The organism is Allobosea sp. 05T439 (genome assembly GCF_056396005.1).
The window spans coordinates 61,334-87,936 of sequence record NZ_JBFTKP010000024.1 but is presented as its reverse complement, the minus strand read 5'-3'; the positions used below and the strand labels follow the sequence as shown (position 1 = coordinate 87,936).

The window sequence follows — 26,603 nt, the reverse complement described above, 5'->3', positions numbered from 1 at the left end:
GGCGCTAAAGCACTGCCGCCACGGCGCGCCGGGTCGCGTCGACGATCTGGTCGACCTCCTGCCTTGTGAGGCATAGCGGTGGTGCGAAGCCCAGGATATCGCCTTGCGGCATGGCGCGGGCGATGACGCCCTGTTCCAGCAGGGCGGCGGCAATGCGCGGGCCGACCTTTTCAGAGGTAGCGAAGAAGACGCGGTCATCCCTGTCGCGGACGAACTCGACCGCCGCCAGCAGGCCCTCGCCACGGACCTCGCCGACATGGCGATGGCCGCCAACGGCATCCTGCAGCGTCGCATTGAAATAGGCGCCGACTTCGCCGGCATTGCGCACGAGATCGAGTTCGTCGACCAGTTCGAGATTGGCGACGCCCGCAGCAGTGCAAAGCGGGTGCGAGGAATAGGTCCAGCCATGGCCGATCGGGCCGTATTCATCCGAGCCCTGCTCCAGCACCCGCCAAAGCTTCTCCGAGACGATGACGCCCGAGAGCGGCGCATAGGCCGAGGTCAGCCCTTTGGCGATGGTGATGAGGTCGGGCTCGATGCCGTAATGGTCCGAGCCGAACATGCTGCCCAGTCGCCCGAAGCCGGTGACGACCTCGTCCGCGATCAGCAGGACATCGTGCTTCTTCAGCACCGCCTGGATCTTCGCCCAGTAGCCGGCGGGCGGCGGCACGATGCCACCCGTGCCGAGCACCGGCTCGCCGATGAAGGCGGCGATCGTCTCCGGTCCCTCGGCCTGGATCAGCTCCTCGAGCTTGTCGGCGCAATGCTGCGAGAACTGCTCCTCGCTGAGGCTGCGGTCCTCGCGGTGGTAGTAATACGGCGCTTCGGTGTGGAGGATCGGGGCCCTGGGCAGGTCGAAGAGAGTGTGGAAGGCGGCAAGGCCGGTGAGGCTCCCGGTCATCACGCCCGAGCCGTGATAGCCGCGCCAGCGCGATATGATCTTCTTCTTCTCCGGCCGCTTCAGGACGTTGTTATAGTACCAGACCAGCTTGAGATTGGTCTCGTTGGCGTCCGAGCCAGACAGCCCGAAGAAAACGCGGCTCATGCCCTTGGGCGCGCGCTCGATCACCATCTTGGCGAGCTTGATCGAGGGCTCGGAGCCGTGGCCGACATACGCATGGTAATAGGGCAGCTTCGCCGCCTGCTCGGCGATCGCATCGGTGATCGACTTTCGGCCATAGCCGACATTGACGCAGTAGAGGCCGGCGAACGCGTCGAGGCTCGTTTTGCCCTCGCGGTCGACGATGTAGGCGCCCTCGCCACCGGTAATGATGCGGTTCGGGGCCTCACCACGGGCATGCTGGCCCATATGGGTCGAGGGATGGAAGACGTGGTCGCGGTCCCAGGCGTCCAGTTCATTGCTGGTGCGGGCGTGATGGTCGAGCATCGCAGGAATCCTTCGTGGAAACGGCAAGCGGCGCCTCAGTTCAGATCGAGGCAGACATATTTGAGGTCGGTGAAGGCCTCGAGGCCGTGGCGCGAGCCTTCGCGACCAAGGCCGGATTGCTTCATCCCGCCGAAGGGGATCGGCGCGCCGGTGATCTTGACCCGATTGACCGCCACCATCCCGTATTCGAGCGCCCTGGCCATGCGCGCGGCCCGCGCACCGTCACGCGTCACGAGATAGGCGACGAGGCCGTATTCCGTGTCGTTGGCACGGGCGATGACCTCGTCCTCGCTACCGAACGGGGCGATGGCCGCCACTGGGGCAAAGGTCTCCTCGCGCATGATCAGCGCCTCGTCGGGCACGTCGGCGAGGGCGGTCGGTGCCAGGAAGAGCGGGCCCGGCATGGCGCGCTCCGGCGTCAGCCGCCGCGCGCCGCGCGCCAAAGCGTCGGCGATCTGGGCTTCGGCTTTGCGTTTGGCAGCCGCGTGCATCAGCGGGCCTATCTCGACCTCGCGCTCCAGGCCGGACCCGACCCGCAGCGCCGAGACCTTGTCGGCAAAGGCAGCGCAGAAGCGCTCGTAGAGACCACGCTGCACATAGATCCGGTTGGCGGCGAGGCAGTCCTGGCCGGACGTCGCGAACTTGGCATCGATGGCGAGCGCAACAGCCCGGTCGAGATCGGCATCGTCGAAGACGATCAGCGGCGCATGGCCGCCGAGCTCCATGACCACGCGCTTGACGGTTGCCGCAGCGTTGCGGGCGACGACCCGGCCGATCTCGGTCGAGCCGGTGAAGCTGACGGCACGCACGCGAGCATCGGCGCAATAGGTTTCTGCGATCGGCGCGGCGTCGCCGGTAACGATGTTGAAGACGCCAGCCGGCAGCCCGGCGCGGTCGGCGAGCTTCGCCAGTGCCAGTGCCGACAGTGGCGTGTGCGACGAGGGATGAGCGACGACGGTGCAGCCGGCGGCGAGGGCTGCCGCGGCCTTGCGCGTCAGCATGGCGGACGGGAAGTTCCATGGGGTGAGCAAGGCTGCAACACCAACCGGCTCGCGCGACAGGGACATCTGCGCACCCGGCAAATGGCTGGTCACGCTCTCGACATTCACGCGCAGGGCTTCCTCCGCGTAATAGGTGATGAAGTCGGCGGCGTACGCGATCTCGCCGCGCGCTTCCGCCAGCGGCTTGCCCTGTTCAAGCGTCATTAGAAGCGCGAGATCCTCGGCAGCCGCAAACATCGCGGCATGCCAGCGCCGCAGCAGTGCTGCGCGCGCCTGCGGCAGCAGCGCTTTCCAGGTCGGGAAGGCAGCATGCGCCGCCTCGATTGCCTGCGTCGCTTCAGCCGCTCCGAGCGCTGCGACCTGCGCGACGAGGGCGCCCGTCGCGGGGTCGCTCACCGGGAAGGTCTTGCCGTCGCGAGCAGCGGTCCAGCGCCCGTCGATATAGGCGACCTGCCGTAGCAGGCGACGATCGGCGAGGCGCGACAGTCCGGGATGCTCCGCAGGCTTGGCGATTGCAGTTTCCCGCCTTGCCGTGCTCGTCATTGCGTTCATGACCATCCTCCCTCGGTTGACGACGAGGTTAGGTGAAGGACTGGCGAGACTGTCTTCGAAGTCTCGGTTTCGCGCCGAGAAAGTCTCGGAAGTTCAGGCCGGCGCCGATAGAGTGTCGGCGCCGCCTCAGCCCAGCACCGAGGCCAGGAATTCGCGTGTGCGAGGCTGCTCGGGCGCGCTGAAGATGCGCTCCGGCTCCCCCTGTTCGCAGATGCGCCCCTTGTCGAAGAAGCAGACCCTATCGGAGACCTCGCGAGCGAAGCGCATTTCGTGAGTGACCAGCAGCATGGTGAGGTCGTGTTCGCTGGCGAGGCCGCGGATGACGGAGAGAACCTCTCCGACGAGTTGCGGGTCGAGTGCCGAGGTCGGCTCGTCGAAGAGCAGCACACGGGGACGCATGGCCAGCGCGCGGGCAATGGCGACGCGCTGCTGCTGGCCGCCGGAGAGCTGTGCAGGATAATGGTCCTTCTTGTCGGCGAGCCCGACCATGGCGAGCAGGTCGACGGCCCGGCATTCGGCCTCGCCGCGCGGCAGGCCGAGCACGCGCACTGGCGCTTCGACGACATTGCGCAGAACGGTCATATGCGGGAACAGGTTGAAGCTCTGGAAGACCATACCGACATGGCTGCGGATCCGGCGCAGATGCCCGTCCGACGCCTTGAATGGTCCGCCGGCTTTCGGCTCGTGATAGGGCATGCCTGCAAGCGTCAGCCGGCCCTCCTGGAACGGCTCCAGCGTCATCAGGATGCGCAGCACCGTCGATTTGCCCGAGCCCGACGGGCCGATCAGCGTGACCTTCTCCCCACGGGCGACGCTGAAGTTGAAGTCGTCGAGCACGGTCAATGCTCCGAAGCGCTTGGTGACGCCGGCKAACTCAATGATGGGCGCCTGAGAGGTCTCGGTCATCGTAGCGGGATCCCTGCTTTCGGCAGCGCCTTGTGCAGCCGGTGCAGGCCGGCTGAGCAGATCAGCGTGAGGAGGAGGAAGATCAGGCCGACCAGGGTCAGCGGCACCAGATATTCGAAGGTGCGCTCGCCGATCATGTTGGCGAGCCCCATCATCTCAAGCACGGTGACGACGGAGAGCACCGGCGTCTCCTTGATCATCGCGACGAGATAGTTGCCCATCGCCGGCAAGATGCGCGGCACGATCTGCGGCACGACGATGTCGCGATAGGTCTGCATCCGGGAGAGGTTCAACGCGGTCGCCGCCTCCCATTGCCCGCGCGGCACGGCCTCGATACCGCCGCGGTAGACCTCGGAGGTATAGGCCGAATACTGCAGCCCGAGCGCGATCGCCCCGGTCAGGAAGGCCGGCAGCGTGACGCCATAGTCCGGGAGCACGTAGTAGAGGAAGAAGAGTTGCACCAAGAGCGGCGTGTCGCGCAGGAACTCGACGACGATGGCCGTCGTCCAGGACACGGCCGCAAAACGGCTGCGGCGCAGCAGCGCGAAGACAAGGCCGAGCGCCAGCGCGATCGCAAAGCCTGCAGCCGCCGCCTGCAGCGTCACCGTCAGCCCGATCAGGATAATCGGCAGGATCGAGGACGCGTAGGTGAGCGGCGTCGTCGTATCCCATTCGAAGCCGTACATCATGCCATCAGCCTCACGAATGGGCCGCGCGCGGGAAGGCGGCGCCGCGCCGGACCAGCCGTTCGATCAGCCGCATGATCAACATCAGCACCAGCGACATCCCGAAGTAGCCGACGAGCGTCAGGCTGTAGACGCCGGCGCTATCGAGGGTGAGGTTGCGGATCGATTGCGCCCGGAAGGTCAGGTCAGCGATCGAGATCAGCGACACCAGCGAGGATAGTTTCAGGGTCTCGATGGCGAGATTGCCGAAGGCCGGCATCATCTCGACCAGCCCCTGCGGCAAGGTGATGTGAAGAAGCGTCTGGGTGCGGCCGAAATTCAGCGCCCGCGCCGCTTCGTGCTGCTGGACGGAGACCGATTGAAGCGCGCCGCGGACGATCTCGGAGCCATAGGCGCCGACATGTAGCGAGAGCACGAGGATACCGGTGGCGACCGGCTCAAAGCTTATCCCTAAGAGCGGCAGGGCGTAGTAGAACCAGAACAGCTGGACGAACAGCGAGGTGCCGCGGAAGAGCTCGGTGTAGCAAAGGGCAATCGTCGCCAGCACGCGCCCGCCCTCGACGCGGGCGATGCCGGCCGCAAAGGCGGCGACAGCGCCGATCGCGATCGCCGACAAGGTGATCCCGGCAGTGACGAGGGCGCCGCGCGACAATGCGGGCAGATAGGACAGCCACTCCATCCAGTAGGCTCCGCGAAAGCGTTTAACAGGTGTGGAGCTCCACCCGCCATCGGGGCGGGCGGAACGATGTCAGCTACCCTTACTTGCCGGCGCAGAGGTCCTCGACCTTGCGCTCCGCCGCAGCCTTGATGCTGGCTTCCGACAGCCCGTAAGTGCCGAGGATCTTCTTGTAATCGTCAGTCTTGCGGAACTCGACCAAGGCGGCGTTGAAGGCGTCGCGCAGCTCCTTGTCTTCGGACYGGAATGCGAAGCCGCCGAAATTGCGGACCGGCTTGCCGTTGACCACAGGGTCGCTGAAGGGCGCGACCTGCTCGACATTGGCCTGGCCCTTGGCGAGCGAGGCGACGGTGAGTTCGGTCGCGGCATAGGCGTCGGCGCGGCTCTGTACGGTGGCGAGCGCGTCGGCATTGGCGGTGATGAAGATCACCTGGCTGTCCTTGACGCCGACGGCGCGCAGGAAGTCGATATTGTTCGCCCCGGACACGACCGCGACCTTCAGCGACGGATCCTTGGCGATATCGGCATAGGTCGTCAGTTTCTTCGGGTTGCCCTTCTTCACCAGCAAACCCTCGCCATAGGAGGAGTTCGGCTCGGTGAAGGAGACCTGCTTGCACCGCTCCGGCGAGATGTTCTGCTCGGCGGCGACGAAATCGAAGCGCTTGGCCTTGAGGCCGGGGATCAGAGTGCCGAACGGCGTGACGGACCAGTTGGCCTCCGCGACACCGAGCTTCTTCAGCACGGCATTGGCGACGTCGGGGCCGATACCGGCCGAGGTACCGTCATCCTTCATGTAGGAATAGGGCAGCTCGTTGGCGGTCGCGACGCGGATATAGCCCTGGTCCTTGACGTCCTTGAGGCTGGTGGCGCCAGCCGCGGACAGGGCGATGGCGAGAGCCATGGCGGAGATTCCGGCAATCTTCAGAAACGGCATCTGCATTCTCCTCTGGTTGATGTTTCTCCGCATGCCGATTGCTTCGGCTTCTCTGGCGTCTTCGCGCCGGCGGCTTGGCTTGGGCCGGTCGCCCGGCCGAACGGGTCAGGGTGCCTCCCGCAGCGCGGCGAGGACGCAAAGGCAGTCGCCCGCCTTGATCAGCCCGGGGATGTGACGGGCGGCGAGGATGCCATCCATGGCAGCCTGGTACTCGGCCGGGGCGAGCCCGGTTTTTCCAACGGGATGAACCCGGGCGATCACTTCGCCGGCCMGCACGGCTTCGCCGAGATCGTGCTGGAAGACGATCAGCCCGTCATCCTGCGCGAAGGTGAAGCAGTCGTCGGAGGGCATGTCGAGCCAGCGGGTCGGCGCCGTCTCGGGCGCTCCTGCGAGGATGCCGGCATGCCTGAGCAGGTTCCCGGCACCGCGCCGGGCGATGCCGATGCTGCGGGCAGTTGCCGTCCCGGCGCCGCCGAGCTCGGTCGTAACGAAGACCTTGCCCATCTCCTCGACCGTGGTGTCAAGCATGCCGACGGCGTCGATCTCCAGCATCTTCATCGAGTACGGCGCAGAGAAGGCGGCAACCGCCGCAAAGCAGCGCGCCTCCTGCGCCTTGTCCGGCAGCTCATGAGCCGCCGCATAGGGCAGGAAGTCGAGCGTCTTTCCGCCCGAATGGAAGTCGAGCACGATATCGGCGAGCGGCACGAGATGGCGCGTGACATAGTCGGCGATCTTCTCGGTGACACTGCCGTCCGGGCGGCCCGGAAAACTGCGGTTGAGATTGCCCTTGTCGATCGGCGAGGTCCGCGTCCCCGCGCGGAAGGCGGGGTAGTTCAGCGCCGGCAGGATGATGACCCGGCCCGAAATTGTCGCCGGGTCGAGCGTGCACGCCAGCTCGAACAGTGCCGCCGGGCCCTCATATTCGTCGCCATGGTTCGCGCCGGTCAAAAGCGCGGTCGGCCCCTCCCCGCTCGCAACGACGCAGATCGGGATCATCACCGAGCCCCAGGCGCTGTCATCGCGGCTATAGGGCAGACGCAGATGGCCGTGCTGAACGCCCTTCGCCGATAGATCGATCGTAGGCGTCACTGGCGAGGGACGGGGCGAGGCGATCGACATGCCCTTACCCCTTGACGAAGAGCTGGCGTGGCACGTTCGACAGGCACTCGACGCCGGTCTGCGTGATCGCGATGCTCTCCGTGATCTCGAGCCCCATGTCCTCGAGCCAGAGGCCGGTCATGAAGTGGAAGGTCATGCCGGGCTTGAGCTCGGTCCGGTCGCCGGGCCTGAGGCTCATGGTGCGCTCGCCCCAATCGGGTGGATAGGACAGACCGATCGGGTAGCCGGTGCGGTTGTCCTTGATGATGCCGTACCGCCTCAGCACCGCGAAGAATGCGTTGGCGATGTCCTCGCAGGTGTTGCCGGGTTTCGCTGCGGCGAGGCCGGMTTCCATGCCTTCGAGCGTCGCCTTCTCGGCGTCGAGGAAAGCCTGTGTCGGCTTGCCCAGGAAGACGGTGCGCGACAGTGGGCAGTGGTAACGCTTATGGGCGCCGGCGATCTCGAAGAAAGTGCCTTCGCCTGATCGCATCGGCTTGTCGTCCCAAGTCAGGTGCGGAGCTGAGGCGTCGGCGCCCGAAGGCAGCAGCGGCACGATCGCCGGATAGTCGCCGCCGAACTCGGCCGTGCCGCGGATGCCGGCATCGTAGATCTCGGCGACGAGGTCGCATTTGCGCATGCCGGGCTCGACGACCTCGACGATGCGCTGGTGCATCAGCTCGACGATGCGGCCGGCCTTGCGCATGTAGTCGAGCTCAGTCTTGCTCTTGACCGCGCGCTGCCAGTTCACCAGCCCGCCGGCATCCTTGAAACGGGCATTCGGCAGGTGCGTCCGCAGCGAGGCGAACGCCGCCGCCGAGAAGTAGTAATTGTCCATCTCGACCGCGATAGGAAGCCTGTCCCAGCCGCGCTCGGCAATGATCTGCGCGAGCAGATCCATCGGGTGGCGCTCGGTCGATTGAACGTAGTGGTCGGGATAGCCGATGATGTTGTCGTGGGCGAGATAGGCGGTGCGCTTCGCGCCATTCGCGTCCTGCTTGCGGCCATACCAGATTGGCTCGCCCGTCGGCGGCACGAGCACGCATTGGTGGACGTAGAACGACCAGCCGTCATAGCCGGTGAGCCAATGCATGTTGGACGGGTCGGTGACAATCATCAGCTCGACGCCAGCCCGCTCCATGGCGGCGCGGGCCTTGGCGAGGCGCTCGGCATATTCCTCGCGGGTGAAATTCAGGGTCACGGTCACGCGGCGTCTCCCGCTTCGGCTCTGGTGTCTATGGTCTGCCCAACGCCGACATCGCGGGCGCGGGCGGCGGCAAGATTGGCGATAGCGGTGTCCTGCACGCCCGTGCCGGTCAGGTCCGCGAAGGTGATCTCGTCGGTACGCGACCGGCCGGGACGCTTGCCGGCGATGACCTCGCCGAGCTCGGCGAAGCTCTGGTCGCTCGTAGCCAGACCGGCGCGGATCGCAGATGCGAGCTCGCCGAGGCGCCGAGTCTGGCTGAGGCGATCGGCAACATAGGTCGCGCGGGCGAAGATGACCGGATCGATCTCGTTCTTGTGCTCGCTGTCGGAGCCCATCGCGGTGATATGCTGGCCGGGCTCGAGCCAGTCCGCCAGCAGGATCGGCTGTGGCGCCGGCGTCGTGGTGACGATGACATCGGCACCGCGCGCGACGGCCTGAGGATCAGCCACGGCGGTGACGGAAAAGCCGAGCTTCCGGGAGAGGTCCGTCGCGGCCTCACCGGCTTTGCACGGATCACGTGCCCAGATCCGCGCCTCGCGGATCGGCCGCACCAGCGCCAGCGCTTCGAGTTGGAACCGCGCCTGCATTCCGGCACCGAAGATCGCGGCGACCGCGGCATCGGGCCGAGCAAGATGACGCGCCGCGACGGCTCCGGCGGCGGCCGTCCTCACATCGGTGAGATAGCCATTGTCCAGAAGCAGCGCCTCGACGAGGCCGGTGCGGGCGCTGAACAGGATCATCAGCCCATTGAGGCTGGGCAGGCCGAGCTTGGGATTGTCGAAGAAACCGGGGCTGACCTTGATCGCGAAACCGTCGAGGCCCGGCACATAGGCCGTCTTCACATCAACCTCGCCGCGATGCTCGGGAATGTCGAGCCGCAGGATCGGCGGCATGGCGACGGGCTTGGTGGCGAGCGCTGCGAAGGCTTCCTCGACACAAGCGACCGCGCTCGCATCGAGCCTGACGACGCGGCGCAATTCCGCCTCGGTGAGGACGAGCATACGGCTCATGCGGTGGCTCCCGAGACGATGCGCCGGTGCGCGGCTTCATCGATATTGCGGCCGGAGACGATGAGCGCCGCCGGGCCTGGCGGGCTGACCTTGCCGGCGAGCAGGGCGGCGATGCCGACCGCCCCGGCCCCCTCGACAACCTCGCCCTCCTCGCGTGCGRCGTGACGGATGCCGGCTGCGATCTCCGCTTCGCTCAGCAGCACGACCTCGTCGATGAGATCGCGGCACAGGGCGAAGGTGACCCGATTGGCGAGGCCGATGCCGCCGCCGAGTGAATCCGCCAGCGTTTCCTCCTCGGCCATCTCGACCGGCCGGCCCGCCACGATCGCCGCGGCCATGGCGGCGCCGCGCTCCATCGAGATGCCGACGATCCTTACGGAAGGCCGCAGCGCCTTGACTGCCACCGCGACGCCGGCTGCGAGCCCGCCGCCCGAGAGCGGGACCAGTGCGCAGGCGAGCGAGGGCAGATCCTCGATCAGTTCGAGCCCGATCGTGCCCTGGCCGGCAACGACGTCAGGATCGTCGAAGGGCGGGATCGGGGTGAACCCGTGCTCGGCGACCAGACGCTCGACTTCGACCTGCGCATCGTCCTGAGAATGGCCAATAATGCGGATCTCGGCGCCGAGCGAGCGGATCGCCTCGACCTTGTTCGTCGGCACCAGCGTCGACATGCAGATCGTGGCGGCAACGCCGAGCTCCCGGGCAGCGTAGGCGACCGCGCGGCCATGATTGCCGGTGGACGCGGTCACGAGCCCGCGCCGGCACTGATCTTCGTCCAAAGCCAGCACCGCGTTCATCGCGCCGCGAAGCTTGAAGGCGCCGATCGGCTGGCGGGTTTCGAGCTTTAGATGGACGGGCTGGCCGCACAGGCGGCTCAGGAAGGCCGAGGCGACGAGCGGCGTGCGCGCCACCCGGCCGGCGATACGCGCCGCTGCGGCTTCGATGTCGGGCAAGGCCAGGGAGGCCGGCGGAGCGGCCGGCCGATCTGCTTCGGCAGTGGCAAGATGCGGTTTGATCACCTTCATTTCCCTCTCGCTTGTCATGCTGCGAGGGAGAAAAATTCATGTCAATTATTATATTGTAATGATTCAATCATAACGGGAGCAAGCCCGCACGCGGCAATGACGCGAAGAAGACCGTGCCGTTTGCGGCCGCAGCTCTCAGCCGATCGCGCCGATATCGAAGACCGGCGGAAGCTGCTCGAAAGTCTGGCGTACACTCGTCAGCGTCCGGGTCAGCAGCTCATGGCTCATCCGCCCACCAAGGCAGATGCGGATGCCGCCGCCATGGCCGACGCCGGCCACGAAGGGATCGGACGGCGTCACCGCCACGCGCCGGTCGGCGAGCGAGCGCACCAGGCTGTCTTCGGTCCAATGCGTGGGCACCTTGAGCCAGGCGCAGAGCGAGAGCGGATGGCTCGAGGCGACGTGGCTCCCGAGTGTCTCCGTCACGATGTGCTGGCGCGCCTTGGCCTCCTCGCGCTGGACGGCAAGCAGCCTTTCCGCCGTACCGTCCTCGACCCAGCGCGTCGCGATCTCGGCTGGCAGATAGGTGCCGCTCCAGCTCGTCACGCGCAGGATCGAGGCAGCGCGGATCGAGTATTGCGGCGGCACGACCAGATAGCCGACGCGCAGGCCGGTCAGCACCGTCTTGGTGAAGCTGGTGAGGAAAAAACCGAGATCCGGCAGCATCGCTGTGATCGACGGGAGCGGCTCGGGTATGAGCGGCTTGTAGACCTCGTCCTCGACGACGAAGACGCCGTGGCGCTGCGCGATCTCGGCAATGGCGCGGCGGCGCTCGGGGCCAGCGACATGGCTCGTCGGATTGTTCAGCGTCGGGATGAGGACCAGCGCACGCACACCGCCAGCACGGCACGCTGCCTCGACCGCATCGGGGCGAACGCCTTCCTCATCGGTCGGCAGGCCCCTGAGGCTGAAACCGAGAACATTGGCGAGGCCGATAACTCCATGATCGGTCAGGTTCTCGGTCAGCACGAGGTCGCCGGCGCGGACCACGCAGGCGAGAGCCAGGAAGAGCGCGTGCGCGGCACCGTTCGTGATCAGGATGCGCTCGGCTGATGTCTCCACGCCGAGCGGCCCGAGCCAAAGCCGCGCCGCTTCGCGATGGCGGTCGAGGCCCGCGATCGGCCGGCACGGCCGCATGAAGGCGCTGGTGTCGCCCTCGGCCAACGCGGCCAGCACCTGGCGCGAGGCCGCCTCATGCGCATCGAGATATACCCCGCGCACGATCGAGAGGTCGACGATCTGCGTCGGGCTGCGGTCGAGCATCAGCCGCCCTGCCTGCTCGGTGACACGGCTCTTCACGAAGGTCCCGCGCCCGACCTCGCCGCTGAGATAGCCGAGTCGCTCGGCCTCCTTGTAGCTGAGGCTGACGGTCTGGACGGAGATGCCGAGCTCGCGGGCGAGGTCGCGATGGGTTGGCATCCGGTCCATCGGCTTCAGAACGCCGGCGCTTATGTCGCCGATGATGCGCTCGGTCAGCGCGGCATGCTTGGTCGCGCCCCTCTGCTTCGTCAGGACCGGGTGCCATTCGACGGCCTTCTCCACAACCGGAGAAAGCCTGTTGCCGGAAGGCCGCGCGGCTTGACGGAACATGGGATTGTCTCGTTCTTAGGAGTCAGAATTCATGACATTATGCACGTGCGGTCACCGAAGATGAAGCTCGATCCCATCGATCTCAAGATCGTCGCAGCCCTGCAGCGTGACGGCCGCATGACCAAGCTCAAACTCGCCGAAACGGTCGCGCTGTCGCCGGCGGCCTGCTGGGAGCGGTTGCGCCGGATGGAAGAGGCCGGCGTGATCAAGGGCTATACCGCCATCGTCGATCTCGGGGTGGAGGCGCCGCGCACCACGGTGATCGTCGAGATCAGCCTGAAGAGCCATCAGCAGGCGGATTTCCGTCGCTTCGAGGAGGCGGTGGCGAGGGAACCGACGATCGTCGCTTGCGATGCCACCGGCGGAGGCATCGACTACATCATGCGCGTGGTCGTGCCAGACATTGACAGCTATCAGCGCCTGATCGACAGGCTGCTCGACCCCGCGATCGGGATCGAGCGATACTACACCTTTGTCGTGACCAAGAGCATCCCGCTCGTCGAAGCGCATTCACGTGCATAGCAGCACGGCCAAGGATCCAACGAATATCCGCTTCCGTCAGAAGCGACAAATAGTCACTTCTCTTTCCCTTTGGCTTCAGTTCGCAAATCAAATGGCGCATAAATGTTCCGGGCGATCTCTCAATGACCGGAATTAGCGCGATCCGGACCAATGCATTGGTACAGGCGAAGTTCAGCCTGGAGCCGGAGATCGATCCCTGCGGTATTTTACCCGACACACGCGTAGCTAAATCAATGAAGCTGCGATCGATCCTCGAGCGCTCCCCTCGATCTTGGCTTTGTTGGCAGATCAAATGCCAGACGACGAAGGCCTCATATCCCGGTTCTCCATCAGCAAAAACCCTCTGGCAGCAGGCAGTGCMGAGGTGTCCGCGCCAACTCGTTCGCGCACGACAGGCATGAGCACAGCTGCATCCTCTCTCATCCCTAAAGATCGCAGATCATCCGATCCTGAGCCGAGCTACACGGTGCTACATAGCGATCGTTGGGGCGTCAGTGCTCGATCACATGGATGCGGGTGGGGGCCCATTCTATGTCGCATTCATCGCCCCTGCGCAGGTCCGGCATTTCCATGCTGGGGACCCGGATCCGCAGTTCCTGGCCGGCCTTGCGCCCGAGGACAAGGACGCTATCGCCATAGTTCACTATCTCCGCGATKGTGATTGAATTTCGCAACGGCGATAGTTCCGCACGTTCGGAGCTGAGCCGGATTGTTTCAGGGCGGACGAGTATGCTGACGTCTTTGCCAGGCGGGACGTGCTCGGCGCTGGTCGCGATCGGGCCGATGCCGGCAACATCGACGAGGCCACTTTCGCGTGTCTTACCCGAGAGTAGATTGCTATCCCCGACGAAGGAGGCGACGAAGCGCGTCTTTGGCGTGAAGTAAACCTCGCTCGGCGTTCCGATCTGCTCAATGCGACCCCGGTTGAACACAGCGATGCGGTCCGACATGGCCATTGCCTCGGTCTGATCGTGGGTCACGTAGACCATCGTGACGCCAAGCTCGCGGTGGATGCGCTTCAACTCCATTTGCATTTGTTCCCGCAAAGTCTTGTCAAGCGCTCCCAGGGGCTCGTCGAGCAGAACGAGGTCAGGCTGGAAGACGAGGGCGCGCGCTAATGCAACGCGCTGCTGCTGGCCGCCGGAAAGCTCGGCCGGGGCCCGGCCAGCATATTCGGCGAGGCCGACCATGGCGAGCGCGGCCGTAACCTTGGCTTGCGCCGGCACCTTGGCGACGCCACGCATGCGCAAGGGAAAGCCGACATTCTGCGCCGCGTTCATGTGAGGAAACAGAGCGTAATTCTGGAATACCATTCCGATATTGCGGTCGTAGGGCTCGACTGCATCGATCTGGCGCCCGGCGATGCTGATCTCGCCACGCGTCGGACGCGCAAATCCCGCGATCATCATCAGCGTTGTCGTCTTGCCGGAACCGGAGGGGCCAAGGAAGGAGATGAACTCACCAGGCGCGACATCGAGGTCGATGGCCTCGACCGCATTTTGCCCTGGCAGATAGCTCTTGGTCACCGATTTCAGCGACAGCGAACGGGCGGTTTCCATCGGAAGGCTCCAGCGTCTCAGGAGTGCGCAGGCCGTTGCTTACGCACGAGCCGGGCGGCGAACTGCGCACCGAGCGCGGCCAGAACGGCAGCCAGCAGCAGCGAGGATGCGGCGGAAATGGCGGGATCGGCTTCCATCTGGAAGCTGTTGAACATCTGGCGAGGCAAGGTCGCGCTGTCGCGACCGGAGATAAAGATCGCGATCACTGCCTCGTCGAAGGAATGGATGAAGGCAAACAGCGCAGCCACGAAGAAGGCCGGGCGCAAGATCGGAAAGGTCACCAGCCGGAAAGTCGTCAGCGGCCGGGCGCCAAGATTCGCCGCGGCGTTCTCAAGCCGGCGATCGAAATTGACCAGCGCCGAGGTTAAGGTCAGTACCACGACTGGGATCGACAGACAGGCATGGGCGAGGATCACGCCGGTCATGCTCTGGACCAGCCCGAGCGAACCGAAATAGCTATAATAGCCCAGTGCCATTACGATATGCGGCACAATCAACGGCATCATCACGATGAGCCGGAACAGCGCCCGGAGGCGAAACCGATAGCGCACTAGCGCGAAGGAAGCGGGAGCGCCGAGCAGCATCGCCAAGACCATGGTGCCGAGCCCGATCAGGAAGCTATTCAAGACCGGACCCGTCCAGTTGGGATCGGCAAAGAAGCGCCGATAGTAGCCGAGCCAGTAGCCAGGCGGCGGAAACTCAAGCGATGGCGCGGTGCTGAAGGACATAGGCACGACGATGAACATCGGCCCGGCTAGCAGGATCGCGACGGCCACCGCGATGATCACCGTGGAGCGCGACATCTCACCTCCACATCTTTTCGATGCCGAACAGGCGATCATAGACCACGAAGAGCGCCACCGCCGCGGCGAGCAGGACCATCGAGGTTGCTGAAGCCGCGCCGAATTCGAGAAGCTGCTCGATTTGCTGGCCGATGCGGCCGGCGATCATCTTGTCCTGCGGGCTGCCAATCAGCGTCGGCGTTACATAGAAGCCGAGGCAGGTAATGAAGACGAGCGTCGCACCATTGAGGACGCCGGGCAGGCTTTGCGGCAGATAAACCGTCAGGAATGCCTTGAGCGGCCGGGCGCCGAGGCTGGCTGCCGCACGCATATAGACCTCGTCGATGCGCTTCATGACGGCGTACAGCGCCAGGACCATGAACGGTACCAACATATGAGCCATGGCGAAGGTCGCAGCAAAAGTGGTGAAGAGCAGACGCGGCGGCGGGGTGACGCCAAGCGCAACCAGGAGTCCGACAACAGGCCCGCGCGCGCCCAAGATCACCATCCAGGCGTAGGTTCGCACAAGAAAACTCGTCCAGAAGCTCAGCGCCACGATGCCAAGTAGGAAGGAGCCGACTGCGCCACCCTTTCGGGCCGCGACGTAAGCCACGGGATAAGCGAAGACGAGGCTGGTGATCGTGACGATCAGTGCCGTTTGGAAGGTGCGCACGAGGACGTTGAGATCGTATTTCGAGGCGAAGAACTCAGCGTAGTTGTCGAAGCCGACCGTCGGTTCGCTCACGCTCATCCAGACGACGAGGCCCAGCGGCGCGAGGAAGAACACTGCCAGGAACAGGGTCGCCGGGGCATAGAGTAGGAAGGGCGGCCGGAACAGGGCTTTGCCCCATCCAGCCGCGCTCCAGGCGCGGCCTTGCGCAGGGGGGGATAGGGTCAAGTCGAGAGCCATTGTTCGAAGCGCTTGGCCATTGTGTCGAGCTGAGGCAGTAGCTTCTCGGCATCGAGGATGACGGATTTCGGCAGGTTCTCGGGGGAGGTCGGCATATGGCTGATGACCTCGGGCGACAGGTATTTGAACGAAGCGGGGTTCATCGGGCCGTAATTGTTCTTCTGCGCGAACTGCGCGAGCCGCTCTGGCCCCACGGCAAACTCGATGAAACGCCAAGCGTTCTTCGCCCTCGGAGAGCCGCGCGCTACCACCCAGGTCGCGACATCGATCACGGCCTGGTCGAAGACGAGTTCGATTGGCTGCTTCTGGTCGACCATCGTCTGCGCGCTGGTGTTCCACATCCCGATCAATTCGACCTCGCCATCGCGCAGCAATTGTTGGGATTGCGGGCTCTGGCTCCACCAGACGCGGACATCTTTCTTGATCCTGTCGAGCGACTTGAAGGCGCGGTCGAGATCATAGGGAAACAGTTTCGCAGGCTCGACGCCATCGGCCATCAATGCGAAGGCAAGCACGCGTGCGGGATAGTTCTGCAGGCTGCGCGAACCCGGAAATTTAGTCGTGTCCCAGAAATCCGCCCAGTTCCTTGGGCCGCCATTGGGTATTTTATCGCGGCGGTAGGCGATGATGTTGGCGAAGGCATGGGAGTTGATGCCGTTCAGTGTCACCGCGCCGGGCCAGAGCGACGAAGCCGGAATCTTGCTCTCGTCATAGGTGTCGATCAGCTTGGCGTGATTGGCGCGGCCGAGTTCAGCGACGCCGAGCGTCGTCACGTCGAATTCATAGATACCAGTCCGCGTTTGCGCCGCGAGCTTGGCGAAGGAGACCGGCGCGATCGTGCGGATCTCGATTCCGGTCTCCGCCGTGAACGGGTTGAAGAGTATCGCGCGCGCTGCTTCTTCCCAGGGACCGCCCCAGGTGTTGATATAGAGGGTCTCGGCGGCGCGGGCTTTCCGGATGAAGGGCATCGCGACGATGCCGCTCCCAAGCATCGATAGCAGGGCGCGGCGCGTGGTCCGCGGTGGAGTCAGTACGGTCCTAGCCATGGTTCTGTCCTCTCAACCGATCGTTGCGCGATAGAGGCGAAGCCAGTTGCCGGAGGTGATCTTCTCGACTTCGGCTGCGTGGAAACCGACCCGCGCCAGCGCCGGTCCGACATCGGACAGGCCGCTGATCCTTTTGAGCCAGGCCGGCTTCTCACTGGGGCCGGGCTTGGCCGCCGAGGCGGCGCCGTACTGCACAGAGCGGGTCCAGCGGCCCGAGCGCATCCAGTCGAGGTAGACCTGATTGGAATGGTGGCTAAAGTCGGTGCCGAGGCCGACATGGTCGATACCGGCAATCTCGACGGTCTGCGCCACCATCTGGGCCCAGGCATCGACGCTGGCGCAGGCCGGCTCCGGCGTTATGTTGCGATAGGCTGCGCAGCCGATGACGCCGCCCTTTTCAGCGAGTGCCTTGATGATTGCATCCGTCTTGTTGCGCTTGTGCGGGAAGACGGAGGCCGGGTTGGCATGGGTGATCGAGACCGGCTTCTGCGACCATTCGATCGTATCGAGCGTGGTCCGGTCGCCGACATGTGAGAGATCAATCAGCATGCCGCACTGGTTCATCTCCCGGACAACCTCACGGCCAAAGCGTGCAAGGCCAGGATCGACCGTCTCGTAGCAGCTAGAGCCGAGCTCGTTCTGGTTGTTGTAGGTCAGCTGCAAGACCTTGACTCCGAGATCGGCGAAGAGCTCGACATAACGGATCCGGCCATCGAGCAGATTGGTGTTCTGGTAACCCAGCAACATCGCGACCTTGCCATCGCGCTCGGCCGCGAGAATGTCGTCCGTCTTCCGCACGATCGTCATCAGATCAGCATTGGCGCGCTCGAGATCGCGCCATTTCGCGACAGAATCAAAGGACTCGATCGCGCCCTCCCAAAAGCCGAGCGTCGGTGTGACGCAACTGAACCCGCCGGCCTTGAGATCCTCGAATACGCCGCGGTCAAAGAAACCACATTGCAAACCGTCTATCAGCATCGGGGCGCGCCTTTACGAAGCGGAGGAAACAGGATTGGGCTGAAGCCAGGACGGATCGGCGGTCAGCATCGATAGATCGGTCTCGTCCTCGTCATTGCGACCAACGACGCGTCCGTCTGCCTCGACCCGCACGGTGCCAGCATGTCGGCGGCTCTCGAAGGAATCGGGCATCAGGGCATCATGCGATGCCTTGTAGAGCGGCCACCAACTCGACGCCGCAGCGGAGAGGCCGTCATGGCGAACCATGTCGATGGCACGGCGCTTCGCCGCGGGGCGGTCCATCAACGACACTTGGGCACTGTTGCCCTTCGGCTCGACGATAGCCGCGAGGCCGAAACGCTCAGCAAGCCCCGATACGACGCGCAATTCGGGGGGCTCTGTGAGATTGAGCGCCAAAACCTCCCCCCGGCCGGTCAACCGAAAGCGCTCGACAGCCAAATCAAGCAGCGTCTCGGCCACCATCCAGGCATGCTGGCCGCCGCAGTCTATCGTCAATTCGCCGTCAGTGCTGACATCGGCGAGCGGGGCAACGCCGCTCGCACGCACGTGCTCTATCTGCTGTGCGATGCCAGACAGACCTGGCCCCGGCAGCACGGCGGAATAGAATGCGCAATCGCGCACGGAGGGTAATAGCCCAGCGGGCGTGCCGGCGGCCTGAACCAGTCGCTCCAGAATGAGCCGGAGTTCGCGCACGGACAGGATCAGCGTTTCGGATAGCATCATGCCTGAGGCTCCGCGGGATAGAACCAATGGGAAGCGGCGCTCCCCGAGGCGAGATCTTCGGGGGTCGGGGCGCCGTGGAAGATCACGCCGCGCAGATTGCGGTTCAGGAAGTCGCGGGCCTTGTCGATACCGTGGATGCCGACGTTCAAGAGCCGGGTGATATGCGCCGGAACGAAGTCCTCGCCCATGATGTCGGCATGCGGCGAGTGATAGGGCAGTCCAGCAAGGGCCTGGATGCGGATCACGATCTGCCGATGCAATGGGTGCGCCATGAGGAAGCGCGCGACGCTGAGGCGGGGATCGGCGGCAGCGAGATCGCGATCGAGTGCAACGACGAGGCGCGGCAGATCGAGGCCAAGATTATGAGCCGCGCCGATCTCTTCGCGTGGTCCACGACGCGGCTCCTCGGCCGTGCGCGATTTGTACCAGACGTAGCGCTGTGAGCGCTCGGAGACGAGATCGAGATCGAAGGCCCAGCTGTAATCGGCCCTCAGGATCTCTTGTAGCCGTCCGATCGGCATTTCGGGGCGGCCGGCGAGATCCTCATCGATCACGAGAGTTTGTGCCAGGCCATCGGCGATTTCGGGCACGAGTTCGATGATGAGAGACAGTAGCGTTTCGTGGGCCTCGCGATTGACGCGGCCGTCGAGCGAAGCGGTGAAGTCGACGAGTGGGGTCGCCTCGGCGCAGCCGGCGCGCACGCGCTCGATCAACTGGCCGAGTTCGCGGCGGATGATGGCGAGGTCGTCAGCGACGATGCTGCTTGGCGCGAAGGCTTCATATTCGGCCCGATCCTGGCGCCGCGCCAGTATTGCCTTGTCGAGCAGCGCTGCCAATTGAACCAGCGGGGCAGCATCGGGACCGACACGCAGCAACCGGCCATGGGCGATGGCCTCCTCGTGGATCGTCAGCCAACGGTCGATCAGGCGAGGATGGTTATTGACGAAGAACATCAGCCCCAGCGCCGAGCCGTTGCCGACGCCCAGGAAGCGGCGCAACTCGGGCTGCATCGCCACTGCCGCCGGGCCGCCCTTCATCCGCGCAAAATGCTGGACGAGATCGCCGGCAAAGACGCGCATCATATAGGCGGTGAGCATTTGCGCTTGCAGCGAGGCTCGCAGCGGATGGTCCGGCGCGAAGGCAAGGAAGGACTTGGTGCCGAAGGTGCCGTTGCCGTCGATGCCGGTGTTGCGCATGAAGTAGCAGGTGCGGCCGAGCTCGGCGATGGGCGGCTGTTGCCCGGATGCGAGATGGTCGACGGCAAGGTCGAACAGCCGTCCCGAGCGGTTCGAGCGCGCCCAGGTCAAGGTCTGCGGGGTAGCGCGGCCCTCATAGAGCTTCGGCAGTTCCTGTCTAAGTTGCTCGATGCCGGCGGCCGAAAGTTTGCCTTCGATCAAACCGCCCATCATGTCCCAGGACCGGCCGATGATGCGGCCAGTGCGCTCGCGACCTGAGGGCTCGAACGAAAAGATTGGGAAGGTGAAGTGCCAGCCATCGGCCTCGATGCCGTAGCGCGCCGTGCCTCGACCGCGCGCGTCGATATCGAAATCCTGGCAGGTGATCTGCCAGCGCTGATGTGAGGCGCGAGCCATCAGGGTCCGCGATGCACTGATCCGTGACGGCTGAATCGCGGCCAATATCTCCGGTCGCATGAGCGTGGAGGGGGATCGCATCAGGGCTTGCGGCTGCCAGGGACCGGGCTTGGAGGCGAGGGAGAATGGCGGGGCCGACATGTCATGCATTCCCGAATTGAGCGCTGAAGCGTTGCGCCGCGCTGACCGCAATCGGCGCGCAGTTCGCGTGATCGAACCGCGTGGTCGGGCCGGAGATCGCGATGACGGCAATGCATTGGCCGGCCGCGTCGAAAACCGGTGCAGCAACCGCGGCGACGAATTGCGGGTCCGTCGGTGCGAAGAGGGCAAAGCCGCGTTCGCGAACCTCTGCCAGCGCGATGTCGTCAGGGAGCGCGATGCCCTGCTCGCGCAGCCGTTCACGCATTTCCAGCGAGCCGAAGGCGACGAGCACGGAGCCCGACGCGCTAGCGCCCAGCGCCATGCGTGCGCCGACCCGGAGATCGGCACGCAGTACCTGATGCGATTCGACCCGGTTGATAATGACCGCATGATAGCCGTCGAGCACTGAAATCGTCGCCGTTTCGCCGCTCTCGGCTACGATCTCCTGAAGCAATTCTGTCGTCCGTTCTCCGAGATTGGCCTGCTCGAGGGCACGCACTGCGTAGAACTGAAAGCGTAGCGCGAGCCGGAACGCGCCCTCGACCGTCTGCTCGAGAAAGCCTGCATCCACCAGAGTACGCAGCCGCTGATAGACCGCGGCGCGCTGGTCGCCTGTCGCCTTGACGACATCGGGCAGTCGCATTGGCTTCGGGGATGCCGCGATGACATCGCAGACCGCGAGCGTCTTGAGCGTGGTGGAGAGAGAGCGAACAGCCATGTTGTCTTCTATATGAATACGACGTATGTTAATAGCATCATACAATTTTGATCTGTGTCAAGGCCAGCGCCGATCCACTTCAGTATCCGCGCCGCGGACCGCGCGGGAAACGGGGATCCCGCCCGGTTCGGCAGCTTCCTGAAGACGCGCCGCGATGTTGACGCCGTCACCGAAGACGTCGCCCCTTGAGCGATGACGTCGCCACATGGATCCCTCCGGAAACGCGTGTCCCGGTCAGCCTCAGCGCATTTTTGTTGGACTTCCGCCGCGCACTCCGCCGCCTCCCTTGATGACGCTGGTAAATTCCGCCAGGAACCCGTCGCGCATGGTCTTGACGATGCGCCTTGTTTCCGCTGAGCTTCGGCTGAACCACCTTGCTGATGAGCGTCGGTACGCGAGTAAAGGTCCTCTCCTAGTCGGCGCTCATCAGGCCGGGACGGCCGGCGACATCGGCGCATACGATGGCAGGGCGACGGTTGAGCGCGTCCACCAGGCTTATGATGCACCCGCGGCGGCCGGATCGTCGTGCGCCCATCGCGATCGCGCGTCCAACCCCACTGCCCACGCGGGTGATTGCAGAGATCATCCGACCATAGCGATCAGGCAGGAACTCTACGGGAGGCGGGGAGCGCCGATCCCCGCGCCGTCCACCCTTACCGCCCCATGCCGATTTACCGCTTCTTAACCGCGGCGGGCGCCATGCGTCATTTTGATAAAGCCCGGTTCCAGCAAGACGAAACTCTTCGAGAACTTGCTCTGTATAGGTAAAAACCGGCCGAGCGTTGTGGCGGGCAGCTTTACCGAGCATGCCTGATACGTTTGTCGAGACCAGCCTAAGTGAGGCCGGAATTCTGGCGCTTAGCCTGAGCGGCTATCGCCTGGTGATTGATCCCGCGACGGGCGGCGAGATCCGAAGAGACTTCGTTAAGTAAGCGGTGAGGAGCCCGAAGTTTGGCCGGGAGCTCATGCACGGTGACCTCGGAACACGTCCGGCGGGCGATATCAATCAGGTGACGGTGATGGGTCGCGACGATGACCTGGCCGGTACCCGCCGTGGCGGTGAATAGCCGGCACCAGTCCGCAGGTTCTCGCATTTTTGCCCTGATGGATGCGATTTTCCGGGCCGAAACTCGCGGACGCCAGGTGCGCCCCTTCTGGTTGCCACCCAAGGGGGGATCGGCTCAGGCAGCGAGCCAGAGCAAAGTTGATCACGTTCCCGGCGCTTAAGTGATCTCCGTCGAGGTTTCGAGGACGAATCTGTAAAATGAGAGCGGCAAGTCGCCGTCATATTTGGCGTTCACCTCGGCTGCGCCCGAGCGTTCTCGGCTGGTGGAAGTCGCTCATATGTATTTGGCCTACTCTTCGGCTTGCGGGCCGTCGGCGAATACAACACTCTTAAACTCGGCTTAGTGCCGGTCCCGGGCCGGCTGGCTCTCATCGGTGGACACATAGTGCGCGTGGTCACGATTTCGCACTGTGCGACTGCTTCACCCTGCAGACATCTGCAACTGCGAGCACCAAATGGTAGAGTACCCGTACCGGGATCGGCTCGGCCACCCTCCAGCCTTGGCGATCGATCTGGTTGCTCCACAGTCCGGTATCCGCGTCGACGAAGCGTTCGAACATCAGGCGCAAATGGTCGTTGAGCCGATTTGTCGCCTCGTTGTCGTCCTCGAATTCGAGCCGTGCCGCCAGCGCCTTGAGATACTCAGTCTGCGGCCAGAGCAGGGCCCCGCCGTTGAGCACCGCGCCTTTTTGATCGACCTCGTTGATCACCGGCTTGCCGGCGGCTTCAGCGCCGAACATCTCACCGAAGGCGAAGAGTTGCCGTGCGCTCATCCGGGCAGTGCCCGAACCGGTCAGGCGCTCGTGGTGATAGAGCAGCCAGGTCCATTCGAAATGATGACCGGGCTCGCGAATCCGACCCTGCTCGCCGGCAAAGGGCTTCCACTCGTTGTCGAAGAACTCGCCGAGCGTTCCGTCCGCGGCGAAGCGCCGTTGCATCAGGCGCACGATCCTCTCGGCGCGCTCAAGCCAGCGCTTTTCGCCGGACGATTGCGCCATGGCGTGGCAGGCTTCGAGCAGGTGCATATGCGGGTTTTGGCGGCGCGGGAGGGTCCCGAGCGTATCCTCGCGAAAGCCGCCGGAAGGTGAGACGAGGGCCGTCTCGATAAATCGCATCACCGCTTCCCCTTGGTCGAGCGGTTCGGATTCTCCGATTGCACGCGCGCACCATGCGAGCGCGAAGATGACGAAGGCGAGATCGTACAAATCGGATTTGCCGTCAATGATCTCACCTTGGGTCGTGCAGGCATGTATGAACCGGCCATCGCTGTCCCGGCAGGCACTAAGAAGGAAGGACAGGCCATGGCGCGCCGCTTCGAGCGCCCCGGGTACGCCGAGAAGATGGGCATGGCTGAAGACGTATAGCGTTCGCGCCGTAACCAGCGTCGTGCGCCGCTCACTTTCAATGATACTTCCATTAGGCTGAACCCATTCGGCATAGCCTCGGCGCTTCGGATCATAGGCCCGCGCGAGCCAAGCCGGCAGTAGGCTCCCAGTAAGCCAAGCCGAAAGCTCTTCTGCCGATACCCCGACCATATGTTTGCCCCACCTTTAAATCCAGATTGTCTGCCAACCGGTATGGTGTAACGTTCTACCAGCGCCTTTGATGGCCTTAGCGACGCAACACAGGGGGAGCAAGCGATCAGAGACTTCCCTATTCGCAGCTCCGTTGTCGCGCCAGTTCAAGACAGGCCAATCCGACATCATCGACCTGATGCGGCCCACCGCTTCAGCAGGTATTGTTGCCAGAAGTGAGGGCTTAAGCCCCGGTCCAAGGAATCTAATCTTCGTGCCCGGTCTCGTGGTGCGGGAACCTACACTCGAGTTGATCGAGTGAAGTTGTGGCAATCCCAGGGAGGGGAACCAATGACAGACCAGACCAACAAAACCGGCCCATCGCGCCGACAATTTGTCGAGGGTAGCGTGGCTTCGCTGACGCTCGGCGCTACCGGTGCCACGGGCGCGTTTGCGCAGGGCCTGCCGCTGCCGAAGTCGCCGGTGGCGCTGAACATCATCGATGTCGGCGGCGCCCTCGCCCTGCTACAGAAGCCGCTGGAGAACTATCGCGCGGCCAAGCCCAACCTCGTCTCGCGCATGACCTTCGTCAAAGCACCGGCGCCGGAACTGCCCGGCAAGATCAAGGCGATGCAGGAGGCCAATCGCGTCGATATCGACCTTGTCATCGGCGGCCTCGACGCACTCGCCGCGGGTATTGAGCAGAAACTCTGGGTGACGTTGCTGCCCGAGCATGCCGCCTCACTCCCCGACCCAGCCAAAGTTCTGATGAAGCCGGCGCTCGACATGCACAACCTCGGTTCCGGCCAGGGCATGTGCATGGTCTACTATCCCTCCGGTCCGCTGCTTGAGTACATGCCGGCACGCGTCAAGGCCGTGCCGACCACGGCAGACGAACTGCTTGCCTACACCAAGCAGAACCCGAACCGTTTTCTCTATGCTCGACCGGCCAATTCCGGCCCGGGCCGCACCTTTATCATGGGCCTGCCCTATCTGCTCGGCGACAAGGACCCGAAGGATCCGGCCAATGGCTGGGACAAGACCTGGGCCTATCTGAAGGAGCTCGGCAACGGCATTGAGTACTATCCGACGGGCACTGCCGCGACCATGAAAGAGTTCGGCGACGGCTCGCGCGACATTATCATCTCCACCACCGGATGGGACATCAACCCGCGCGTCCTCGGTATCGTGCCGAAGGAAGCGAAGATCCAGGCGCTCAAGGGCTTCCATTGGGTCTCGGATGCCCAGTATATGTACATCCCGAAAGGCGTCTCGAGCGAGAAGCTCGCCGTCTTGCTCGACCTGATCAGCTTCGCACTGACGCCGCAGCAGCAGGCGTTCACCTATGATGAAGGCTACTTCTATCCGGGGCCGGCCGTGAAGGATGTGCCGCTCTCGATGGCGCCGCCAGAGAGCCAGAAGGCGATCGAGGAATTCGGGCGCCCCGAATACGCCGACCTGATCGCCAACAACCCGATCGAGGTGCCGCTGACGCCGGACAAGATGGTCCTAGCGTTTCGGCGTTGGGACGAGGAAATCGGCGCCAAACGGACGAAATAGGCAGGGAGGACGGTGGCGCGCCCTTCCTCCGCGCCACCAGGCCCGCCGTTCTGCTTGCTGCTTGCGGCCTAACCCAGAGCACTGCGACCTGGGGTCGTCCGCCGACCGTAATTGCGTCGCCGAAGGTCAGCTACCCGGCTCCCGCTGTCAGGAGCGGAGTAACCGGCCGCCGGCTTGAGATGCTATTTCTGTTCGGGGCCGCGGATTTGCAGCCAATCATGCCAAGTGAGCTCGGCAAGTCGTTGGCAAGGAGTTAAGCCGCGACCCCGTTCTTAATGAGTTCCTTGGCGATAATAGTTCGTTGAATCTGGTTAGTACCTTCGTATATCTGGGTAATTTTGGCGTCGCGATAGAGCCGCTCAACTTCAAACCCGCGGATATACCCGGCGCCCCCGAAAATCTGGACGGCATTGGCGGTCTGCGCCACTGCCATATCGCTTGCAAAGCACTTCGCGATTGACGCGGCAGCGGTCGCGGGTCTGGCGTGGTCGATCAGCAATGCGGCTCTCTCTGTCAGGGCACGGGCGGCGGCTATGTCTTTGGCCATGTCCGCCAGCATCCATTGCAGTCCCTGATTGTCGAGGATCGGCTTGCCGAACTGACGGCGGTCTCGCGCGTAGCCCAGAGCCGCTTCCAGCCCGGCCTGCGCAATGCCGGTCGCGAGCGCAGCGATGCCGACGCGGCCCTTCTCCAGTACACTCATCATGATGTGGAAGCCGCGCCCTGTCGGGCCGAGCAGCGCCTCGCGCGGCACCACGACGCCGTCGAAGTTGAGTGCGCCGACCTGGCTGGCACGCTGGCCCATCTTGTGCTCCTTCGGCCCGCGCGAGACACCCGATGCATGGAGATCGACCAAGAAGATGCTCATGCCGCGATGGCCCGCGGCAGGGTCGGTCGAGGCTAGGACGAAGCCGAGATCTGCGACCGGCGCGTTGTGGATCCATAGCTTGTCGCCATCGATGACGTAGCCGGCGGCGGTCTCGCGTGCGGTGGTGCGGACATTGGAGAGGTCGGACCCGGCCTCCGCCTCGGTCAAGCAGTAAGCGATGCGGGTCTTCGCGGAAATGATGTCCGGCAGGAGCTTCAACTGCTCGGGCGTGCCGTAGCGGGTGAGCAGAGTGCCGATCAGCTCGACGACGCCGCACTGGTCAGCGATCGAGGCATAACCGCGCGACAACTCCTCCATCACTATTGCATAGGCGAACGTGTCGAGGCCGGAGCCGCCATGCTCTTCCGACACGGTGATACCGAACAGGCCGATCTCGCCCATCAGGCGGTAGATCTCGGCCGGAAAGGTTTCGTCACGGTCGAGATCGGCAGCGGCGGGCCTGACGACATCTTCCGCGAAGCGCCGGGCGGTTTCGCGAATTTGGTCGTAGGTCTCGGTGTCAAGCAATGGAGCGTGCATGGTACGGCCCTTTCC

23 protein-coding genes are annotated in these 26,603 nt (G+C 64.2%); 2 read left to right on the top strand and 21 right to left on the bottom strand.

Features of this window, described 5'->3' with window-relative positions:
- Positions 1–4: 4 nt before the first annotated feature.
- The 11 genes from AC1DIO_RS23815 to ehuR all read right to left on the bottom strand — a co-directional run bounded on the left by AC1DIO_RS23815 (position 5) and on the right by ehuR (position 12,069).
- Positions 5–1,387: an aminotransferase gene (locus tag AC1DIO_RS23815; protein ID WP_476832992.1), complete on the bottom strand. Its 1,383-nt coding sequence runs from the start codon at positions 1,385–1,387 to the stop codon at positions 5–7.
- Positions 1,388–1,422: 35 nt separating this feature from the next.
- Complete coding sequence (locus tag AC1DIO_RS23810; RefSeq protein ID WP_476832997.1) at positions 1,423–2,931, bottom strand: NAD-dependent succinate-semialdehyde dehydrogenase; 1,509 nt, start codon at positions 2,929–2,931, stop codon at positions 1,423–1,425.
- A 135-nt stretch (positions 2,932–3,066) separates the two neighbouring features.
- Positions 3,067–3,846 (bottom strand): ectoine/hydroxyectoine ABC transporter ATP-binding protein EhuA, encoded by a 780-nt coding sequence (gene ehuA / locus AC1DIO_RS23805; protein WP_476854181.1) that lies wholly within the window; start codon positions 3,844–3,846, stop codon positions 3,067–3,069.
- On the bottom strand, positions 3,843–4,535 hold the full coding sequence (gene ehuD, locus AC1DIO_RS23800) for an ectoine/hydroxyectoine ABC transporter permease subunit EhuD (protein ID WP_476854180.1): 693 nt from the start codon (positions 4,533–4,535) through the stop codon (positions 3,843–3,845). The genes ehuA and ehuD overlap by 4 nt, the downstream gene beginning before the upstream one ends.
- 10 nt (positions 4,536–4,545) lie before the next feature.
- Entirely contained in the window at positions 4,546–5,211 is a 666-nt protein-coding gene (gene ehuC, locus AC1DIO_RS23795; RefSeq protein ID WP_476832990.1) for an ectoine/hydroxyectoine ABC transporter permease subunit EhuC, read from the bottom strand.
- Positions 5,212–5,290: 79 nt separating this feature from the next.
- Positions 5,291–6,142, bottom strand: a complete 852-nt coding sequence (gene ehuB, locus AC1DIO_RS23790) for an ectoine/hydroxyectoine ABC transporter substrate-binding protein EhuB (RefSeq protein WP_476854179.1) — start codon at positions 6,140–6,142, stop codon at positions 5,291–5,293.
- Positions 6,143–6,247: 105 nt separating this feature from the next.
- On the bottom strand, positions 6,248–7,261 hold the full coding sequence (gene doeB, locus AC1DIO_RS23785) for a N(2)-acetyl-L-2,4-diaminobutanoate deacetylase DoeB (RefSeq protein WP_476854178.1): 1,014 nt from the start codon (positions 7,259–7,261) through the stop codon (positions 6,248–6,250).
- A 4-nt stretch (positions 7,262–7,265) separates the two neighbouring features.
- Entirely contained in the window at positions 7,266–8,444 is a 1,179-nt protein-coding gene (gene doeA, locus AC1DIO_RS23780; protein ID WP_476854177.1) for an ectoine hydrolase DoeA, read from the bottom strand.
- Entirely contained in the window at positions 8,441–9,454 is a 1,014-nt protein-coding gene (eutC, locus tag AC1DIO_RS23775; RefSeq protein ID WP_476832988.1) for an ectoine utilization protein EutC, read from the bottom strand. The genes doeA and eutC overlap by 4 nt, the downstream gene beginning before the upstream one ends.
- Positions 9,451–10,479 (bottom strand): hydroxyectoine utilization dehydratase EutB, encoded by a 1,029-nt coding sequence (gene eutB / locus AC1DIO_RS23770; RefSeq protein ID WP_476854176.1) that lies wholly within the window; start codon positions 10,477–10,479, stop codon positions 9,451–9,453. The genes eutC and eutB overlap by 4 nt, the downstream gene beginning before the upstream one ends.
- A 135-nt stretch (positions 10,480–10,614) precedes the next feature.
- Positions 10,615–12,069: a MocR-like ectoine utilization transcription factor EhuR gene (gene ehuR, locus AC1DIO_RS23765; RefSeq protein WP_441480484.1), complete on the bottom strand. Its 1,455-nt coding sequence runs from the start codon at positions 12,067–12,069 to the stop codon at positions 10,615–10,617.
- A 60-nt stretch (positions 12,070–12,129) separates the two neighbouring features.
- On the opposite strand from ehuR, the gene AC1DIO_RS23760 reads away from it, so the two are divergent.
- A complete protein-coding gene (locus AC1DIO_RS23760; protein WP_476854175.1) occupies positions 12,130–12,591 on the top strand; it encodes an Lrp/AsnC family transcriptional regulator in 462 nt (153 codons plus the stop codon).
- 491 nt (positions 12,592–13,082) lie between these two features.
- Here the strand turns inward: AC1DIO_RS23760 and AC1DIO_RS23755 are convergent, their stop codons facing one another.
- The 9 genes from AC1DIO_RS23755 to AC1DIO_RS23715 all read right to left on the bottom strand — a co-directional run bounded on the left by AC1DIO_RS23755 (position 13,083) and on the right by AC1DIO_RS23715 (position 23,641).
- Positions 13,083–14,150: an ABC transporter ATP-binding protein gene (locus AC1DIO_RS23755; RefSeq protein ID WP_441492594.1), complete on the bottom strand. Its 1,068-nt coding sequence runs from the start codon at positions 14,148–14,150 to the stop codon at positions 13,083–13,085.
- Positions 14,151–14,167: 17 nt separating this feature from the next.
- The gene (locus AC1DIO_RS23750; RefSeq protein WP_476854174.1) at positions 14,168–14,953 is read right to left on the bottom strand and encodes an ABC transporter permease; all 786 of its coding nucleotides are present in this window, start codon (positions 14,951–14,953) and stop codon (positions 14,168–14,170) included.
- Between the two features lies 1 nt (position 14,954).
- Positions 14,955–15,830: an ABC transporter permease gene (locus AC1DIO_RS23745; protein ID WP_476854173.1), complete on the bottom strand. Its 876-nt coding sequence runs from the start codon at positions 15,828–15,830 to the stop codon at positions 14,955–14,957.
- Positions 15,827–16,888, bottom strand: a complete 1,062-nt coding sequence (locus AC1DIO_RS23740; protein WP_441508097.1) for an ABC transporter substrate-binding protein — start codon at positions 16,886–16,888, stop codon at positions 15,827–15,829. The genes AC1DIO_RS23745 and AC1DIO_RS23740 overlap by 4 nt, the downstream gene beginning before the upstream one ends.
- A gap of 12 nt (positions 16,889–16,900) precedes the next feature.
- Complete coding sequence (locus AC1DIO_RS23735; protein ID WP_441508098.1) at positions 16,901–17,866, bottom strand: dipeptidase; 966 nt, start codon at positions 17,864–17,866, stop codon at positions 16,901–16,903.
- Positions 17,867–17,878: 12 nt separating this feature from the next.
- Entirely contained in the window at positions 17,879–18,589 is a 711-nt protein-coding gene (locus AC1DIO_RS23730) for a hypothetical protein (RefSeq protein WP_476832982.1), read from the bottom strand.
- Entirely contained in the window at positions 18,586–20,181 is a 1,596-nt protein-coding gene (locus AC1DIO_RS23725; protein ID WP_441492600.1) for a hypothetical protein, read from the bottom strand. The genes AC1DIO_RS23730 and AC1DIO_RS23725 overlap by 4 nt, the downstream gene beginning before the upstream one ends.
- Before the next feature lie 142 nt (positions 20,182–20,323).
- Entirely contained in the window at positions 20,324–21,040 is a 717-nt protein-coding gene (locus AC1DIO_RS23720; protein ID WP_441480493.1) for an IclR family transcriptional regulator, read from the bottom strand.
- 1,461 nt (positions 21,041–22,501) lie between these two features.
- Entirely contained in the window at positions 22,502–23,641 is a 1,140-nt protein-coding gene (locus AC1DIO_RS23715; RefSeq protein WP_476832981.1) for an AGE family epimerase/isomerase, read from the bottom strand.
- Between the two features lie 330 nt (positions 23,642–23,971).
- Between AC1DIO_RS23715 and AC1DIO_RS23710 the strand changes: the two genes are divergently transcribed.
- A complete protein-coding gene (locus AC1DIO_RS23710) occupies positions 23,972–25,180 on the top strand; it encodes an extracellular solute-binding protein (protein ID WP_476832980.1) in 1,209 nt (402 codons plus the stop codon).
- 253 nt (positions 25,181–25,433) lie between these two features.
- Here the strand turns inward: AC1DIO_RS23710 and AC1DIO_RS23705 are convergent, their stop codons facing one another.
- The gene (locus tag AC1DIO_RS23705; protein WP_476854172.1) at positions 25,434–26,588 is read right to left on the bottom strand and encodes an acyl-CoA dehydrogenase family protein; all 1,155 of its coding nucleotides are present in this window, start codon (positions 26,586–26,588) and stop codon (positions 25,434–25,436) included.
- Positions 26,589–26,603: the final 15 nt, after the last annotated feature.